Genomic DNA, 16958 nt, shown 5'->3' with positions numbered 1-16958 from the left:
GCGCCCGGCCCCCTGCTATGCGCAAGCCAGGCGGCGATGCTGCGTCATCGGAATGAGCCCGCGCACCCGTTTGATTTGTGCCGCGTCGATCCGCGCCGTTACGAAGCCGACGCCATCGGACGCCCTGGCGATCGTGTGACCCCAAGGATCGCAGACGAGCGAATGACCATAGAAAAAGTGCTTCTCGCTCCCCTCGATCACTGCGCCGGTCTGGCCGCAGGCGACGAAATAGGTTTGAGTTTCGATGGAGCGTGCACGGGCGAGGACCTCCCAATGGTCCTTTCCTGTTTGCAGGGTGAAGGCCGCAGGCAGAACGATGATGTCGCAACCGGCCTTTTCCAGCTGGAGGAAGAGTTCGAAGAAGCGGATGTCAAAGCAGATGGCGCAGCCGATCTTGAGGCCGTCGATTTCATAGGTCACGACATCTTCGCCGGGTTTGACCGTAGCGGACTCCTTGTGTTCGGTCCCATCAGGCGCAACGATGTCGAACAGGTGAATTTTCCGGTAAGCCGCGACCTCCTTGCCATTGCGATCGAACACGAAGCTCGTGTTGAAGACCCGGTTTTCCCCGTCGACCTTTTCGAGGATCGTGCCGGCGTGGACATAGACACCATGCTCTCTGGCGAAATCGCTGGCCATTCGGTACGCGGGGCCGCCGGTGGTCGGCTCGGCCATTGCCAGCTTCGCTTCAATGTTCTTGCCGTACCACGCGAAGTACTCCGGCAATACGATGAGATCAGGCTTGTCAGCCTTTACAGCTGCCAGCATCAACTCGCGAGTGACGCGCAGATTATCTTGGCGATTTTGCTGCGGATTTGTCTGAATTAGGCTTACTTTCACGCTGTTCTCCCGCGCGTATCACTGTCGTGAGGCCCGCTAAGTTTCGCAGGCCGCGCTCATTCCAAATTTCCCTTTGACGAGACTCAGATTAAATGTTGATATCATAAGATACAAACGTTATTACGTTATTGGACATTTAAAAGCGATGGGGAAATGAGCGACAAACTCGACGCGGCTTGGCTTGCCGGAAGACTGTGTGACCGCACCATTCGCGGAATCGCATTAGAGACTAGCGCCCTGATCAGGGCCGGGATCCTGCCAGTGGGAACCAGGCTACCGGCGATCCGCGACATCGCCTACGAGCTCAAGGTCAGTCCGGCGACAATTGCGGAAGCCTGGAGCGAACTCCGCCGCCAGAAGATCATTGCCGGCAGGGGCCGAAACGGCACATGGGTGAGCGGTGACCGCTTCGTGGCGAAGCCCGAGCGGCTGGCGAGTTCAGGAAACTACGCGCCAGGAGCCTTGGACCTGACCGGCGCCGTGCCGGACGTTTCCCTCCTCCCTCCGCTCGCGGAAGCGATGGTCCATGGCGCGTCAGCAGAACAGCTCAACAGCTATGAACGGAGCCGCATTATTCCGGAACTGCGCCACGCCGCCATGAAGCACTGGCCCTATGAGCCGGAGGCGATGCTCGCAACGAATGGGGGCTACAACGCCGTTTATACGGCAGTGCGCGCGCTCGTTCTTCCCGGCTCCACCGTCGCGATCGAACACCCGACCGCGATGCGGCTTCTGGACATTCTCGAAGATCTCGGCGTGAAAATCGTGCCCGTGCTGTGCGACGATGAGGGACCACTTCCAAGTTCTCTCAGCGAGGCGATGGAAGAGCGTCCCGCCGCATTCCTTTTTCAGCCCCGCTTGCATTCGGTGACGGGGCGAACGGTCAGCGCCGAACGGCTGCATCAGCTTGGCGACATTCTGGAGAAGAGCGATGCGCTGATCATCGAGGATGACGGCATCGGCGATATCTCGGATGTCGAGCCGACGTCGCTCGGCAGCCGCTTTCCGGATCGCACCGTTCATATCCTCTCCTATTCCAAGACACTTGGTCCCGATCTCAGGCTGGCGGTGCTTTCCAGTTCTTCCTCGATAATCGAACAGATTCAATCCTACCGAGCTTTCAGCGCCGGGTGGACGAGCCGCCTCCTGCAGGGAGCCGTGGCCTGGCTTCTGGACCAGCCCTCGACCCATGCGACGATTGCGAGAGCGCGCGACACCTATAGTGCTCGCCGCGAAGCCCTCGCTGTCGCGCTGCGGGAGCGGGGAGTTGAAACCCTTGGCGGCAATGGGCTTTGCCTCTGGGTCCCAGTCGATTCCGAGCCGTTCGCTATGGTGACCCTTGCGGCGCGCAATATCGCCGTCAATCCGGGGGAGAAATTCTCGGTTCTACCGAGTAACCACATCCGCGTTGCCACGTCGACACTTGCCGAACGCTACGATGAAGTCGCCGATGCAATCGCTCTCGCCCACGCACTCTAGAAAACCTACGGTGACGCCCAGGACTGCGCCGCGAACAAGAAGCGAGACCTACCCACGCTAAGAAGCGCCTGCTCCGAGGGAGCGTGGTCATGAACCCCACTGCCACTATATCGGAAGTCCCGATGCAAATGATCGTGATCGCCTTGCACGTCGGACCAGCTCAGTTAAGGCCGCCGATATAGACGCTTTTCTGATAGAGGAATGCGTCGACGTGCTGGGCGCCCCCTTTCCAACCATAGCCGCTGGCCTTGACGCCGCCGAAGCCAACCGACGGGTCGATGGCGCCATAGTTGTTGACCCAGATCGTGCCGGCCCTGATCCCCTGGACCATTCGCATCGCCTTGCCGATATCTTGCGTCCACACGCCCCCGCCTAGACCGTACGGGGTGTCATTGGCGAGCTTGAGCGCTTCAGCCTCCTCGTCGAAGGGAATGATCGAAACCACGGGCCCGAAAATCTCCTCCCGCGCAACACGCATGCCGTTGTTCACGCTTGAAAATACGGTCGGATTGAGGAAGCTGCCTGCTTCCAAGGCCCCGCCCGGCCTGGTTCCGCCTGCAAGGAGACGGGCCCCTTCCTGCCGACCCGAATCAATATAGCCCATGACGCTGGCCAACTGATTTTCGGATATGAGAGGCCCGAGGGCCACATCTGGTTCCAGCCCGTTTCCAAGTCTGAGAGTTCCTGCGAAATTGGCAATGCGCTCCTCGAATTCGGGAAGGATGCTGCGCTGCACGAAAAGACGGCTTCCGGCGTAACAGACCTGACCGCTGTTCGAGAACACCGCCATCGCCGCGCCTGGAACCGCCCGGTCGAGATCGGCATCTGCGAATACGACGTCAGGCGACTTGCCGCCCAGTTCCAACTGCAGTCTCTTGATGTTCGTGGCCGACGCCCTGATGATCGAGCGGCCGGTTTCCGTCGACCCGGTAAATGCGACCCGGTCCACATCCTGGTGCTCGGCCAGCATTGCGCCAGCCGTCGATCCGCGGCCAGTGACGACATTGATGACCCCGCGCGGAACCCCGGCCTCGGTCATCAGTTCCGCCGTTCTCAACACGCTGAGAGAGGCTTCTTGCGCCGGCTTGAGAACAACTGTGCATCCCGTGGCCAGCGCCGGACCGAGGACCCAGAGCTGCCCGATCAACGGTCCATTCCAGGGCAGGATGCCGCCCACTACGCCGACCGGCGCGCGAAGCGTCATGGTCATCATGCCACCTGGAAGGGAGCTGGGCAGGGTCTGCCCTCCGATATTGGCCGTCTGCGTGGCGAAGAAGCGCAGGCAGCGGTCGGTGTAGTTCCAGAACGACCGGGTGCGGGCCAACGGCGCGCCCATGTCAACGGTCTCGATAGTGGCGAGTTCTTCGAAGTGCTTCTCGAGAACGCTCAGGACCTTCATGATCAGGGCGTGACGGTCATTGGGCGTAAAGCGCGACCACTCCCCCTCGAAAGCTCGCCGGGCGGAGGCCACCGCGAGATCGACGTCTTCCTTGGCGGCATCGGCAAACGTTGCGATCACCTCGCCTGTGGCGGGGTTTCGTGTCTCGATGCGTTTGTCGGAGCGCGCATCGCGCCAGCCACCATCTATGAACAGGGATTTGTCGCGAGCTTGGAGAAATGCGGGAAGATCAGGCGTTATTGTATTCATCAGTGTCACCTCGTATGTTGCCGTTTGCAGACAGGCTTTTCCGCGGCCGCCGCAAGTTCCACAGTTCTAACTGGCAAGGCCGGGGACCATTGTCGATGGTACTCAGCCTGTCCTACCCGGACTGCCGATCGCAGCGCTCATCCTACGATGATCCCTGCCCCTTAGCCTGATGATCCCGACGTCGTTCTCTATTTCGATTTCGGTTCCAAACGGCTCCGAAAGCCTTTGCAAGCGTCCCAGAATAGCTTGTGCTTGCGGCGGCGTCGCTGGACGTGGAACGCCCCGGTTGGCAAACCGCCCCGAATAGCCCAGCTCAACCGGAATTAGCCGCAATTCCGACAGCCGGTTTTGCTCGAAGCGGCTGATCGCGATGATGCTCTCGTAGTACACCGGGTTGGTGAAACCGCCATCCCCCTCAAATCCCTTCACCATGACGTCGACGATCAACTCCGCGTCGGTATGGACGTGTGGGTCCTTACCGTAGGTGGCGAACATCTCAGCTCCGACCGGCGTTCCGAGGTTGTCGAACATGAAATTCCCCAAGCTGTAAAAGATCGGCCGATCCTTGTAGATCTCAATTCCTCGCAACTGATGCGGTCCGTGCCCAATATACGCGTCAGCACCGGCGTCAATCAGCTTGTGCGCAAACTCCCGTTCGTAATCGGGCGGCTCCTGGCACCAGTTTCCGGCGCCGTGACCATGGTGCGCAACCATGCAGAAGTCAGACGACAACTTACCCCGGCGAATATTGCGCAAAATATTTTCGACGTGGCCCTGGTCCGGTTCAAAGCTGTAGCCAACCTCTTCGCCCGCTCTGAATGTCGCACCACCGAGCACGACCCGGTTTGGATCGTTGCCGCCCGCCTTAAACCCCGGCAGCGCGTCTCGGATCCGCCTGACGCTCTCCATCATCTCTGGCAGGACAACGATGCTTTGCGAAAGGCGAAGCGCGTTAAGCCCCGGCCTACCCGGCGCCTCGCCGGCAGGATCACACGCGGGAGACATGGACTGGAACGTTGAGGCAAACGACAGCAGTGCCACGCGGCCGCCTCCAGTCTCCAGAAACCGTGCCGCGCTCGCTTGGGCCAGGTTCTCGCCCACGCCGGCATGAACAATGCCGTTCTGATCGAGAACGCGGCTTGTCTCGCGCATACCCTCAATGCCCCAATCGAACACATGGTTGTTCGCTCGACTGACGACGTTGAAGCCCATAGCTTTTAGATCGGCGCCCAGCTCCGGTACACTGAGGACGTAGTCAGTGCTGACCTGCGGACTACCCGTAAACGAGCGTATATCGAAGATGTTGGATTCAACGTTGCCGCATGTGACATCAGCGTCCTGGAGAATTTTGACCACGTCGTCGAAGCCGGGATGTCTTCCGTTGGTGAGCGGCCGGGAAGTGAGGAGGTCGCCAACTGCGACCACCGTGAAGCCGTCGGCGACGTTTGTACCAGTCGAACCGACGGTATCGTACCTGCTCTCTTGCTGGACCGGGTAACCGTTGTCCTCAGCTTGTTTCGCCATTTTTCGCTCCCATTTTTCGCACTCAGCGGCTGAGCATTGTGTCGGTTCGCTTCGGCCGCCGCGGCGCCAGGTTTCATTCATCTGGAGTTCCACCGCAGGGATGGCGCTCATCGAGCCGTCGCATGCAAGGGAAATATCTCTGCCGGCGACAGCAGGCGCGGCAGGATCTTTTGCTCGTAGAGTTCGACGGCGAAATCAGCGATCATTGTCTCGTTCTGCTCGAAGCCGCTGGCATTCCAGGACGGCGGTAGATCAGCGGCGCAACGCGCAAGCTCGTCGATCATCCAGGGCGTCGTATCCGCGTATTTCTCGCGCTTCTCGAGCCAGAGGCGCTGCGACTCGTCGATCAGCGCGCCGAGTTCGTCAATGACCCAAGGATATTCCCTGACAAAGGCGGCCTTTATCCCGATCAGGTGCATTCCGGGCACGTAACCGACCTCGTTGAAGTATGCGACTTCCGCCGTTCGACAATTATCGAGCACACGCCGCAATGAAGAGTTCCGGTCGAAGAATCCCTTCGGCATGAACGGCGTGAAAACCGCGTCCAAGCCGCCATCGAGCAGCAGGTCGACCATCGGGCGCTCACCGGCCACAGCCTCAATGCGGCCGGGTCGCCCGAATCCCTCAAGGCGGTCGGTAATCGGATGGGCTTCGGTCAGGCGGCCGGCATACCACATCGCATCCTCGATGCCGACGCCCTCCCGGCGCAAAGCCGCGCGCGTCCAGGTGTTGCCGGAATCGCGCCAGCCCGTGACACCGATCCTTTTGCCGGCAAGATCAGCCAGAGAATGAATGAGGCTGGCTTTGCTGGTGATGATGCAGCGATGGCGAAAGCCGCGCATGATGAAATTCGGCACCCCGATAACGCGCTCGTTTCCGTCGTGGCGCATTTGCGAATAGCGGCTGAAGGAGATTTCCGCCGCATCGTGCGCGTCATCTGTTGCGAGATCATTGACGAGGGTGCCGACCCGATCGACCTTGATGGCGAGGCGGGCAGAAGAGACGTCTCCGAGTGCCAGAGGGGTCATGTAGTCCCAGTCACGAAGAGCGATGCGAAGCGTTACAGGCATGGGAAACCTCAGGAAAAGCCTAGTGGTTCAATGAGTAAAAGTTAAAATCGCTAAGCACAAATGTTATTACGTTATTGAACATTTATGGGAGCAATTGGTATGACCTGCGCGAGTTGGACAGGTCCATGGCACAAGAGGCTTGCTTTCGCGCTGTGCGCGGTCGCGCAAGCAGGGCTCATTAAGTTGCTGATGTTGGCGGGAATAGCCTTTCACCGCCTCGACCAGTGGTGACGTCCGTGATCAACCGCTGCCGGTTGGCATCAGCTCTTTGCGTTTATGTCGGGGACGCCCACTCCAAAATATCGCGTGTGGGCGACGTCGAGGATGCGATTGACCACAGTCGTGTAGCTGTAGCCAGCGGTCGTCGCGGCCAAGACGTAGGTGCCGTGGGTACCGAGTCGCGGCATGGAGTTGATCTCCAGTACAAAGGGTTGGCCGGAGCGGTCGATCCGAAGGTCAACACGGGCGTAATCCTGGCACTTGCAGACACGGAAAGTCTCAATCGAAATATCCCGCACTATCGCCGCAAGCTCGCTCCCGATTTGCGCCGGGCAAATCAACGGCAGCTCCTCGGCTGCGCTGTACTTCGCTTCCCAAGTCACAAGGCGCGTTTCTCGGTCGCCAAAGTCCTGCTCAAGAAGAGGCAAGACCTCAAGCTCTTCGTTTCCCAACATCGCGACACAGATTTCCCGGCCTTCGACATACTCTTCCACAAGCGCGTCCTGCTTATATTGCGTGACGATCACGTCTACGGCCTCCCGCAACCCAGTGGCCTCATGCACCAGCTGCAATCCGAAGCTGCTCGATTCGTGACGCGGCTTCACTACCACTGGGAACCGCAGATCGCCGATACTGCCATTGCTGCTGCGCATGACGTGAAAGTTTGGTGTGGGTACGCCGTGATCGCGGATAAGCCTCTTCGTGATGACCTTGTCGAGGGCCAGCCCATGCCCGAGTGGGCCCGATCCGGTGTACGGAACGCCCGCCATCTCGAGCATGGCCGGAACGTGGGCAAGGCGGCACTCGCCCTGAATTCCGTACGCCATGTTGAAGACCATCCCGGAGGGGCAGGCTCGCGGATCAGGGGGCATGAACTGCTCAAGCGTGGCGAGCAGTCCTTTATCGCCTTCGCACACCAACGTCTCGTGGCCGCCCTCCTGCAGTGCCGCCACCACGCTTTCGACCGTCTCGCGATCGTATGCCTCCCGACAAGACTGACCGAACCGGTTGATCACGCCCGTATGATCATCGTTCCACACGACGGCTACCCGCATGAGCTGCTCCTTCATTTTTGTGCGCTGTCACGTTCATTCGCTTGGATTTGGTCCTCGTCAACGGCACGGCAAATGAGAGCGCCGACACTGTCGGGAAGGCGCTTCGACCCGCGTCACCCACTGCACCTGGTGGAGCACATTCGGGTCGATGGCGCCGCCAGAGGGCCGCGTACCCTGCGTGCTGCCTTGGCAATAGGCGGCGGCGTCGTTGGAGTGGCGTTTGAGTACTCTCTGCTATCCGTCGACTGAGATCAGGTGCGCATGGCGGCCAGCAGTGCGCCTGTGCTGCATCAGTTCCGCGATCATCGCCTCCGCACCCGTGGTCATCCAGATGCGATGGGAACCAGAGCCGCTGGATGGAAAATGACCGCGCCTTCCGCAACGGACTCGGCAAAGCTCCACTTGACGCGACCACGCTAAACAGCGCGGCATCAAGCGCATTGCTTTGCATCGTTCGAGCACGTTTCATATGAACCTTCGACCGAAAGTAGCCAGACCGCTATGGTCTAAGCGTTCACGTGTCACGGCAATCGGCGTGCCAAGAAGGAGGGTATAGGCGCACAATCATTGAATCCGTGTGTTTTACCCGCGCCGTCAGAATACTTATGCCTCAGGAATGTCGGATTGCGAACGTAGGCATCTTCATTCAAACACGGTTGAACACAACAACAAGGAACTTCGAACGACGGCTTGTCGCGCCAAATGCGAACTTCCATTGACGACATCCCATGCGCCGCAGTTTCAAACCGCGTGATACGAGATGCGGCAGACGACCCCATGGTAAGCCGCTTGATCCGAGGCCTCCGTGCTGGAAGTCGAAGCATGGGCTGTCATCGTTCCGCTGGATGGTCGCCATAGGCAAGATCTGCTCGATGACGGTGTCCGAGTTGCCTATCACAACTGGGACACGCCCGCACCAACAATGACCGCGACTGAAGCAGGGGCGGCAATCTTGCCCTCGATCAGCCATTCGCGCGCGAGCAGGCGGCAGCGTCTGCAGCCGAAAGCATTGCACCGGCTTTCAGTCTTCGTGTCGAGCTACGCTGCGTCAATCACCATCGTTCGTCTTCTGTGGAAACATGAGCGCTCCGAAGGGGGAGGGCGGAATTCACGCGTCAGCGACGTTCTTTCCGCTTTACGCAATGTCCTTTATTCGACAATGTCGGGCATGCGACATAAAGAGTCGTGACCATAAGCCCTTGTTTTCGCGGGCTTGTTTGCCTTGGCATAATACATGCGGAGGTCATCCGCAAACGTGTCACCGACTAAGGAGGAAGCCTTTGTCTCCGGCAAAACGCTTCTCGAATTACATCATCGTTAGACTGCCCGTGAGCCAGCTTCGACCGACCGAGGAAATCAACATTTTACGTGCACGAACACTAGCTAAGATGATCATCGACAAGGGGCGATGGACGCGGCCCATCTTGGTCGAACACCGCCATTCGGTGATCATGGATGGTCATCATCGCTATTTCTGTGCCGGAGAGCTCGATCTCTCGTCTGTTCCGTGCGTCCTGCTCTCCTATGATGATCCAAGCTTACATGTGAGCTACTGGTCCCAGCCGGGGCCTGTTGATGTAGACCGTATCATCCGGGCCGGCCTATCCGGCGAACTGATGAGCTTTAAGACGACAAAACACAGATTACAGACTGCACTGCCATGCTGCTCGATCGATCTTGACGACCTGAGATGAGGATCGATCAGTGTTCCAGAAATATGACTCTGACGAACCGGAGCCGCTACTCAGCGATTGGACGCTCGATTTGCTCAATAGTCGATCCGAGCTGGCCGCTTGGGTTGACGGTTTTGGGTCGCCGTTGCATGTGGTGTGTCCAGACCAAGCCAACAGAAACTACCTCCAATGGCTGGACGAATTGCGGACCGTCTATGACAATTGTCAGGTCCAGTTCGCGTTGAAGGCCTGTAAGTCTGCTTCGCTCCTACGCGCATTCGCGCTGGCTGGCGCTGGCGCGGATGTTTCTTCTGCCCACGAGATGAGTTCGGCCTTCATGAACCTCGTTCCATCGGAGCGCATGTCGATGACGGGTCCGGCGAAGTCCGATTACGAAATCAATCTTTGCATTCGCCATCACGTGGCCATCCACATCGACTCCATCGAAGAACTGAGACGCGTTCTCGCGCTGGCGGACAGCGTGGGAGGTATTAGCCGTCTGTTCCTTCGGGCTCGTCCCATAAACGAGCCAGATTCTCGCTTTGGAATGACCGAGGATCAACTGATGGCGTGTCTAACGCTGCTCGAGAAGACCAAGGTAGAGCGGATTGGAGTGTCATTTCATATCAACGACTACCAGGTTCAGACGCGCGCAGAACAATTGCGCTTCTGCATCGCCATCCTTCGGCGTCTCTGCGCTAAGTGCCTGACGCCCGGCGGCATCGACATCGGTGGTGGGTATCCCATGCGCTACCTTCAGAGGTTCGATCCGGTTGCATACGGTAGTGGCGTCCACTGGGGCAGCGTAGCAAAGCTCGGCAACTATCCTTACGCTTCAGAACTTGCTGGTTCCTATCACGCAGCTGCAGTGATCCAGACCGCTCTATCCGACCCGGCAGACCGTGACTTCCTCCACCGTCACCGGCTGCCGATCTTACTGCAGCCTGGTCGCTCGCTTCTGGACCAGTGCGGGATCAGCGTCTTCGATGTGATCGACATCAAGGACTTTGGAAACTGTCGATTCGGGGTAGTACTTGACGGTATGTCGTTTTCACTCTCCGAAACTTGGTTTGGCGCCGATTTCGTGCCTGCTCCGGCGGTTGTCCGGCGAGAAAAACGCGCGGTGCCGCGACAGAACACGCGCTATTTTCTGGTCGGGCGCAGTTGCCTTGAATCCGATGTCATCCGCTGGCGCGGCCTGGCAGTCGAGGGTGGCATTGCCCCGGGTGATCTCGTCGTCTTCACTAATACTGCCGGTTACCAAATGGATTCGAATGAGAGCTCGTTCCACCAAATTCCCTTGCCTAAAAAGTTAGCCGTGGTCCGGCGTCCGTACGGGTGGAAGATTTTATCCGACGAAACCCTTAGCACAAAGGGGTTGTCCTCCAATGATCGTCAATAGCATTCTTGAAACTATTGGACGCACGCCCACGCTGCACGTTCCTTTGCGGCGCGGTGAAGTCAGCCTGTATATCAAGTTAGAAATGTTCAATCCTACTGGCTCGATGAAGGACCGGATGGCATTGAGCATGGTCGACAGCCTGCCTAACACTCCAAAAGAGGCTGCTGCCACTATTGTCGAATCCTCATCAGGGAATACGGCAAGTGCGTTGGCTATGATCTCCGCCGTGCGCGGACTCGAATTCACTGCCCTCATGGACTCCCATGCAAGTCTCGATAAGATCTGCACTGTGCGTGCATTCGGCAGCAACGTCCGAGTCGTTGGTGGTGGCGATGGCGCGCTAGCCACCGACCAGCGTGACGAGGAGGCCAGGCGGGTTGCCATCGAAGAGGGTGCCAACTGGACCGAACAGCACAACAACCCCGCCAACGCCGCCGGCTACATGGGACTAGCGGCCGAATTGTTGGAGGATCTTGGTCCGAGCATCACGCATTTTGTATCGGCCATCGGTACCGGTGGATCGCTTTGCGGGACCGCGCGTCAACTGCGGCTGCATATCCCTGAGATCCAAGTTATCGGCGTCGAACCCGTCGGAAGTATCATCTTTGGCGGTCAGGGGGGGTGCTACCGTCAATCGGGGACTGGTACGCCCGAAGGGGCGAATGTGGGTATGGTGATCGATTATGACGCAATCGATTGGGGGCGCAAGGTGGGCGATGACAATGCCTTCTCGATTTGCCACTACTTGGCGCGGCGGCACGGATTGCTTGTCGGGGGCTCAACTGGCGGTGCCATCTATGAGGCGCTCAGCGTGGCCCGTGAAGCGCCGGCTGGAGCACGCATCGTCAGCCTAGCCTGCGACAGCGGCACAAAGTACCTGGACACAATCTTCAATCAGGACTGGCTGTCCACTCACGACATACACATAACTGACGTTGAGGCGGAATTTGCCGAGCTCTTCGCGGACGAACCGCGTCACAGCAGCAGCTAAACGTTTTTGTGACTGTTAAGCGACAGAGTTCGTCGAAGTCTTTGCGGCGCTCGGCTCCGAAGGAAGCGCCGCATGACATAAGAACTGTCGAACCAGGAAGCAGGCCGGTTCAGCAATTAGGCAGAGGAACGCGTCTACGCCCGCGTCGCACTTAGGGTGTTGCTCGAGTTGTGAGATTATTATCGCCGCGGTTCACTCCTTCTGAGACACGAAAATGAACGAAAAAGCTTTACGCACTAACACCGGTTCTGAAATTCCAAGTTGGCATTTCACAATGCTGCGCGATGCGGGGCGAAATGCAGCAATAGAGGCCGCGATCGCGTCTTGTAATATCGTAGGCAAGACTGTCGTTGAAATCGGCACCGGAGCGGGCCTTCCAGCGATGCTCTTCGCTAAATACGGTGCTAAGAAAGTGTTCTCATGTGAGAAGGATGAAAGACTCGCTGACGTTGCGCGCGAGGTTATCCGGTCAAACAATTTGCAGGATCGAATTGCGGTGATTGCAAAATCGTCGAGGCAAGCGATTCTCGACGGCGACCTGCCGTCGGCACCTGACGTTATATTCACAGAAACATTGGACTGCGGAATCGTTGGTGAGGGATACGAGGCAATTGCTGAAGATATCCGCCACCTTGCTGGTTCTAATTCAGTTGTGATGCCGGAGCGGGTTCACCAATTCGGTGTTCTCTGTAGTGACACACAAGCTTTCGAAAAGACTTCCGTGTCGACCCAATGTGGTCTCGACCTATCGGGCTTAAACTCAATCGGCCGGCGTCCATATTTAGCGGTCAACAAAATGCTACACAATCCCGAATCTATCTCCGCCACTGTTCTTTTCAGGGAATACGACTATCTCGATCCTAACGCCTTGGATGCCGTAGAGCACCGAATAATAGCCCACAGTTCGGGCCTCTGCCACGGAATGACGTCATACTTCAACGCCTATTTTGGAAAATTCGTCGTCACGTCCAGAGACCTGAAAAGCCATTGGGCCACTGCTTTTCACCCTTTACAAGAACCTATCCCGGTCGAGTCTGGGCGGCATTACTGTTTGAGAGGGGAGAAAACTGGTTTAATCGAATTGGTTTCGATATGAGCGGATCTCCGGACCAAACTCTTGCATCGTGTAGATTTCTGCTCAACTGCCCCCAAGCACACGGGCGACAAGCGACGTTTGGATTGTGGCCTGAACACAGGGCGTAAAGCTTCCAAGCGGAAATTTGCCTTTCGACCGGCTGCGATGCCTTTGGGCTGCAAGTTGGCTAACCCATGACCGCAGCGCGCATCGCAACGCTACAATCGATGCGCCGAGACACTCTTCTAGGAATCTGCATCGACTACCGTCATCTTCTCTCTTGGATCAATAAGTCGTGAGCCTAGGTGACACGGTGATTTTCCGATGCCGAGTACATCTTAGGTGAAATCGCTACGCGAAATCATTGTCGAGCGGACGTTCGAGCTTGGCAGGGGAGGCGACGCTCGTCATTCAAAGCTCCCTCCGATTGAAGACGTCTATGTTCAGAGCCAGATACACTGAGTGCAAGTATTCCGCCTGCGTGGCGCGTAACACATGCCCACGACTTCTTCGGTGGCACGCGGGTTGCATGGTTATACGGTGAATAGCGAGGTCCAGTAGCTATTCCTCTCCAAAATTCAAATGCGAGCGAATGATCGTGACAGCGCGCAAACATTTAGGGAGTAGCCTCATGCGGGTAGCCGTCGTTTGGAACCATGATCATACGGGCGTGATTAACCGGTTCGGTCAGCCTAGTCCGGGGGAATACGACCGTGAGACGGTCGACGGCGTGGTGGCGGCACTGCAAGAGGGCGGCCATGAGACGCTGCTGTGTGAAGGCGATAAAGGACTGCTGGCTACGCTTGAGCGGTTCATGCCCCCTGATCCGCAAGCCCGCCCCTCCGGAATGGTGTTCAACATGGCGACCGGAATTCAGGGCGAGTGCCGTGACATCCACGTTCCGGCCATGCTCGAGATGGCAGGCGTTCCGTACACCGGACCGAGCCCGCTCGGGCATGGGCTGTCGTCCGACAAGGTTATCACCAAAAGGCTCATCGCGATCGCGGCGTGCCGACGCCGAACTTTCGCGAGATGCGTCGCGGCACCGAGAGTGCCGGGGACATGCGATTCCCAGTGGTAGTGAAGCCGCGCTACGAATGCACCAGCTTGGGATTGCAGCTCGTACACGAGCCTGCTCAGCTAAGACAGGCCGTGGAAGTGATCGTCACGCAGTATGCGCAGGATGCGCTCGTAGAAGAATATATCGAGGGTCGGGAACTCTGTGTCGCGCTGCTGGGTAACCGAGAGCTCGATGTGTTGCCTCTGGTGGAGCATGACTTCGGCGACCGCGAAACCCGTATGATCACTTGGGAGGACAAGCTGCACATGGCAGTCACGGAGCCGCAGAAGATTTGCCCGGCGCACATCGGGAGGGAACTTTCGACTGCGCGCTTCGCAAAAGCCGGACATTGAATCCGCTAATTCCCGGACAGCAGTTTCACTAAAGTCCGGACAGTTTGACGAGGTTGGTCCTCGGCGGCCTGGTTACCATCAGGGCTGATTGATTTCGCCGTTTTCGGCAGCCGTCAAGAGGGTTGCGCTTTTTTGCTTTCGCATGCTCTCGCCGCGGAGAGTGATGCGATGGGCATTGTGCACGATGCGGTCGAGTATGGCATCGGCGACGGTGCTGTCGGCAATAAGGTCGTGCCAGCTAGCCACGGGGACCTGGGCGGTGATCAGGGTGGATTTTCTCTGATAGCGCTCCTCGACGATTTCGAAGAGGTGGAAGCGCTGCTGATCGGAGAGCGCATGTGTTCCAAAGTCATCGAGGATGAGGAGCTGGACGCGGGTGAGCTTGTCGATGAGGCGAGGGAAAGAGCCATCGAGGCGGGCAAGCGCGAGATCCTCGAACATGCGCGGCACGCGCACGTAGAGCACGGAGTGACCGAGCCTTGCCGCTTGCCTGCCGAAGGCGCAGGCCAGCCATGACTTTCCGGTGCCGGTGTGGCCGGTGATGATCAGGCCCTCATGGGCGGTGAGCCATTGCCCCTGGGCCAGCGCCATGGTGTTGCGCCGGTCGAGACCGCGGGCGGCGGCGAAGTCGATATCTTCGATACAGGCCTGGGCGAAGCGTAGCTTGGCGGAGGCGAGCCGGTTACGGATGCGCTTGTCGGCACGCAGGGTGACTTCGCGGTCGAGCATCAGGCCGAGCCACTCATCGCGGCTGAGCTCATTGGTGCCGGACTGCTCGGTCAATTCGCGCCAGACGGCGGCCATGCCCGTCAGCCCGAGGGCCTGCATCTGGTCAAGGGTGGGGTTTGTCAGCATTGTTGCCTCCTTCACTGATAGTAGGATCGGCCACGGATATTGGTATGCGCAGGCGTGGGGGCCGCATGTTCAGCCTGCGGTCGTTCCCGGTCGAGGCCGGATTTGAGGATGGAGGCGACGGAGGAATAGGTGACGGCATTGATGGTGAGCGCCCGTTCACAGGCCGCATCGAGGCGCTGCGATCCATAGCGCGGCGCCAGCGACAGAATGCCCATGGCCGAGCGATATCCCTGTTCCGGATGCGGCCTGTCGCGCATCATGCGTTCGACCAGGATAGCGGCATTGGGGCCGATCTGGGTCGCACGGCCGATTAGATTGGCCGGCGTGGTGTTGGCATAGCGCTGATGCGCCTTGGGCATATGGTCATTGATGGTGACGTGGCCGGAACGCTGGGAGCGGCGGACATGGCTGGCGACACGCTGGTGATCGTGGAAGATCTCGACCACCCGGTGGGTGAGCCGCACCTGGAGGGTGCATCCGATCAGCCGATGCGGCACCGAGTAGAAGGTCTTGTCGACCTCGACATGATAGTCAATTCGAACGGCACCGCCGGCAAGGGCTTCAAGGCTGCCCGTTCGATCTCCTCGAACAGTTCGCGGCGGCTTTTGCCGACGTGGCGCATCGTTCGATTGTTCAGCTCCTCGAGCAATTCGGCAATCGCCGTGTTGAGGGCGGCAAGCGAGAAGAAGGTGCGGTTCCTCAGCCGGGCCAGAATCCAGCGTTCCACGATCAGTACCGCGCCTTCGACCCGGCCTTTGTCGCGCGGTTTCCTGCTGCGTGTCGGCAGGATCGTGGTGTCGTAATGCTCCGCCATGGCGGCGAACGTCGCAGTCAACGTCGGCTCGAACCAAAGGGCCTTGGCCACCCCTGATTTGAGGTTGTCGCACACGATTGCCTTGGTGACCCCACCATAGAAGGTCAGAGCACGCACCTGGCCGTCGATCCAGTCCGTCAACTGCTGGCTAAAGCTGGCATGGGCGAAGGTCAGGTTGGAGGCGCCCAGCACCGCGACAAAGATTTGGGCCGGATGGATGACACCGGTCGCCGGATCGATCACCGGCACCGTCGGCCCGGCATAGTCGGTCTGCATCACGGCGCCTGCCGCGTGCCGATTGCGAAACGCTACACTCGTACGCTGCCGAAAGGCGGCAACCTGTTCGCAGAACCACGTGAAGCCGTAACCATCGGGATGGTTGGCACGGTATTCCTGCCACAAAAGCGTCAGCGTCACGCCTTTGCGCTTCAGCTCCCGAACCACCAGCCCCCAGTCCGGCTCGCTGAGATCGCGCGGCGGACGACCGGCACGGCCGAACAGTTGCCGCTCCAGTTTTGCGTCCTCGTCCGGGCCAATCGGCAAGGGCCATGATAGCCCGGCTTCCCGAGCACGTAGCAAATAGGTCGATACCGAGCTCTTGCCGATCTTCAGCCGCTCGGCAATCTCGCGCACCGAAAGACCCTCTTCATGGGTCAGGCGCAGAATCGTCCGGATATCCCTCACTGTCGTTCGTCTTGCTTGCTTCCGTCTCGGCATCGGCCCCTCTCAACGTTGTCGTGAGAGGCCTAACAACCAAGACGGCGCAGCCGCGAACCAACCTGTCACACCGCCGCCGGAAACTGTCCGGGATTTAGCGGAATCACTGTCCGGGAATTACTGAAAACTCTGTCCGGAGATTACCGGAAATCCTGTCCGGACTTTTCCGAAACCCGCACTTTC

Annotated in this window: 12 protein-coding genes and 2 pseudogenes; 7 read left to right on the top strand and 7 right to left on the bottom strand. The window is 58.6% G+C overall.

Annotation, left to right across the window (positions count from 1 at the left end):
• Nucleotides 1-15: 15 nt before the first annotated feature.
• A complete protein-coding gene (locus CO664_RS27520) occupies nt 16-840 on the bottom strand; it encodes a carbon-nitrogen hydrolase family protein (RefSeq protein ID WP_097527852.1) in 825 nt (274 codons plus the stop codon).
• A gap of 153 nt (nt 841-993) precedes the next feature.
• Here CO664_RS27520 and CO664_RS27515 point away from each other — a divergent pair, with 153 nt between their 5' ends.
• Nucleotides 994-2319 carry a PLP-dependent aminotransferase family protein gene (locus tag CO664_RS27515; protein WP_097527851.1) on the top strand — a complete coding sequence of 442 codons (1326 nt, stop codon included), beginning with the start codon at nt 994-996 and terminating at the stop codon, nt 2317-2319.
• Nucleotides 2320-2479: 160 nt separating this feature from the next.
• Here the strand turns inward: CO664_RS27515 and CO664_RS27510 are convergent, their stop codons facing one another.
• The 4 genes from CO664_RS27510 to CO664_RS27495 form a co-directional block, all read right to left on the bottom strand.
• Nucleotides 2480-3967 (bottom strand): aldehyde dehydrogenase family protein, encoded by a 1488-nt coding sequence (locus tag CO664_RS27510; RefSeq protein ID WP_097527871.1) that lies wholly within the window; start codon nt 3965-3967, stop codon nt 2480-2482.
• Nucleotides 3968-4069: 102 nt separating this feature from the next.
• Nucleotides 4070-5491, bottom strand: a complete 1422-nt coding sequence (locus tag CO664_RS27505; protein WP_097527850.1) for a CapA family protein — start codon at nt 5489-5491, stop codon at nt 4070-4072.
• A gap of 107 nt (nt 5492-5598) precedes the next feature.
• The gene (locus tag CO664_RS27500; RefSeq protein ID WP_097527849.1) at nt 5599-6561 is read right to left on the bottom strand and encodes a nitrate ABC transporter substrate-binding protein; all 963 of its coding nucleotides are present in this window, start codon (nt 6559-6561) and stop codon (nt 5599-5601) included.
• 260 nt (nt 6562-6821) lie between these two features.
• Nucleotides 6822-7835, bottom strand: a complete 1014-nt coding sequence (locus CO664_RS27495) for an ATP-grasp domain-containing protein (protein WP_097527870.1) — start codon at nt 7833-7835, stop codon at nt 6822-6824.
• An 805-nt stretch (nt 7836-8640) separates the two neighbouring features.
• On the opposite strand from CO664_RS27495, the gene CO664_RS30900 reads away from it, so the two are divergent.
• The 6 genes and pseudogenes from CO664_RS30900 to CO664_RS31770 form a co-directional block, all read left to right on the top strand.
• Nucleotides 8641-9024 carry a hypothetical protein gene (locus CO664_RS30900; protein WP_158254903.1) on the top strand — a complete coding sequence of 128 codons (384 nt, stop codon included), beginning with the start codon at nt 8641-8643 and terminating at the stop codon, nt 9022-9024.
• A 91-nt stretch (nt 9025-9115) separates the two neighbouring features.
• A complete protein-coding gene (locus CO664_RS30455) occupies nt 9116-9529 on the top strand; it encodes a ParB N-terminal domain-containing protein (protein WP_158254902.1) in 414 nt (137 codons plus the stop codon).
• A 10-nt stretch (nt 9530-9539) separates the two neighbouring features.
• Nucleotides 9540-10910, top strand: coding sequence for a hypothetical protein (locus CO664_RS27485; RefSeq protein ID WP_097527847.1), 1371 nt, complete (start codon nt 9540-9542; stop codon nt 10908-10910).
• Nucleotides 10897-11901 (top strand): cysteine synthase family protein, encoded by a 1005-nt coding sequence (locus CO664_RS27480; protein WP_097527846.1) that lies wholly within the window; start codon nt 10897-10899, stop codon nt 11899-11901. Before CO664_RS27485 ends, CO664_RS27480 begins: the two co-directional genes overlap by 14 nt.
• A 214-nt stretch (nt 11902-12115) precedes the next feature.
• The gene (locus CO664_RS27475; protein WP_097527845.1) at nt 12116-12997 is read left to right on the top strand and encodes a 50S ribosomal protein L11 methyltransferase; all 882 of its coding nucleotides are present in this window, start codon (nt 12116-12118) and stop codon (nt 12995-12997) included.
• A 610-nt stretch (nt 12998-13607) separates the two neighbouring features.
• Nucleotides 13608-14362 (top strand): annotated as a pseudogene (locus CO664_RS31770) (ATP-grasp domain-containing protein); the annotation flags it as partial.
• A gap of 105 nt (nt 14363-14467) precedes the next feature.
• Here CO664_RS31770 and istB read toward each other — a convergent pair.
• Both istB and istA read right to left on the bottom strand, forming a co-directional pair.
• Nucleotides 14468-15244: an IS21-like element ISRsp2 family helper ATPase IstB gene (istB, locus tag CO664_RS27465; protein ID WP_176536693.1), complete on the bottom strand. Its 777-nt coding sequence runs from the start codon at nt 15242-15244 to the stop codon at nt 14468-14470.
• Between the two features lie 11 nt (nt 15245-15255).
• Nucleotides 15256-16775, bottom strand: a pseudogene (gene istA / locus CO664_RS27460) (IS21 family transposase).
• Nucleotides 16776-16958: the final 183 nt, after the last annotated feature.

Source organism: Sinorhizobium sp. NG07B, assembly GCF_002532005.1.
Taxonomy (GTDB): Bacteria; Pseudomonadota; Alphaproteobacteria; order Rhizobiales; family Rhizobiaceae; genus Sinorhizobium; species Sinorhizobium fredii_C.
The sequence above is the reverse complement of the archived record's forward strand: the minus strand, read 5'-3'. Positions and strand labels throughout refer to the sequence as shown.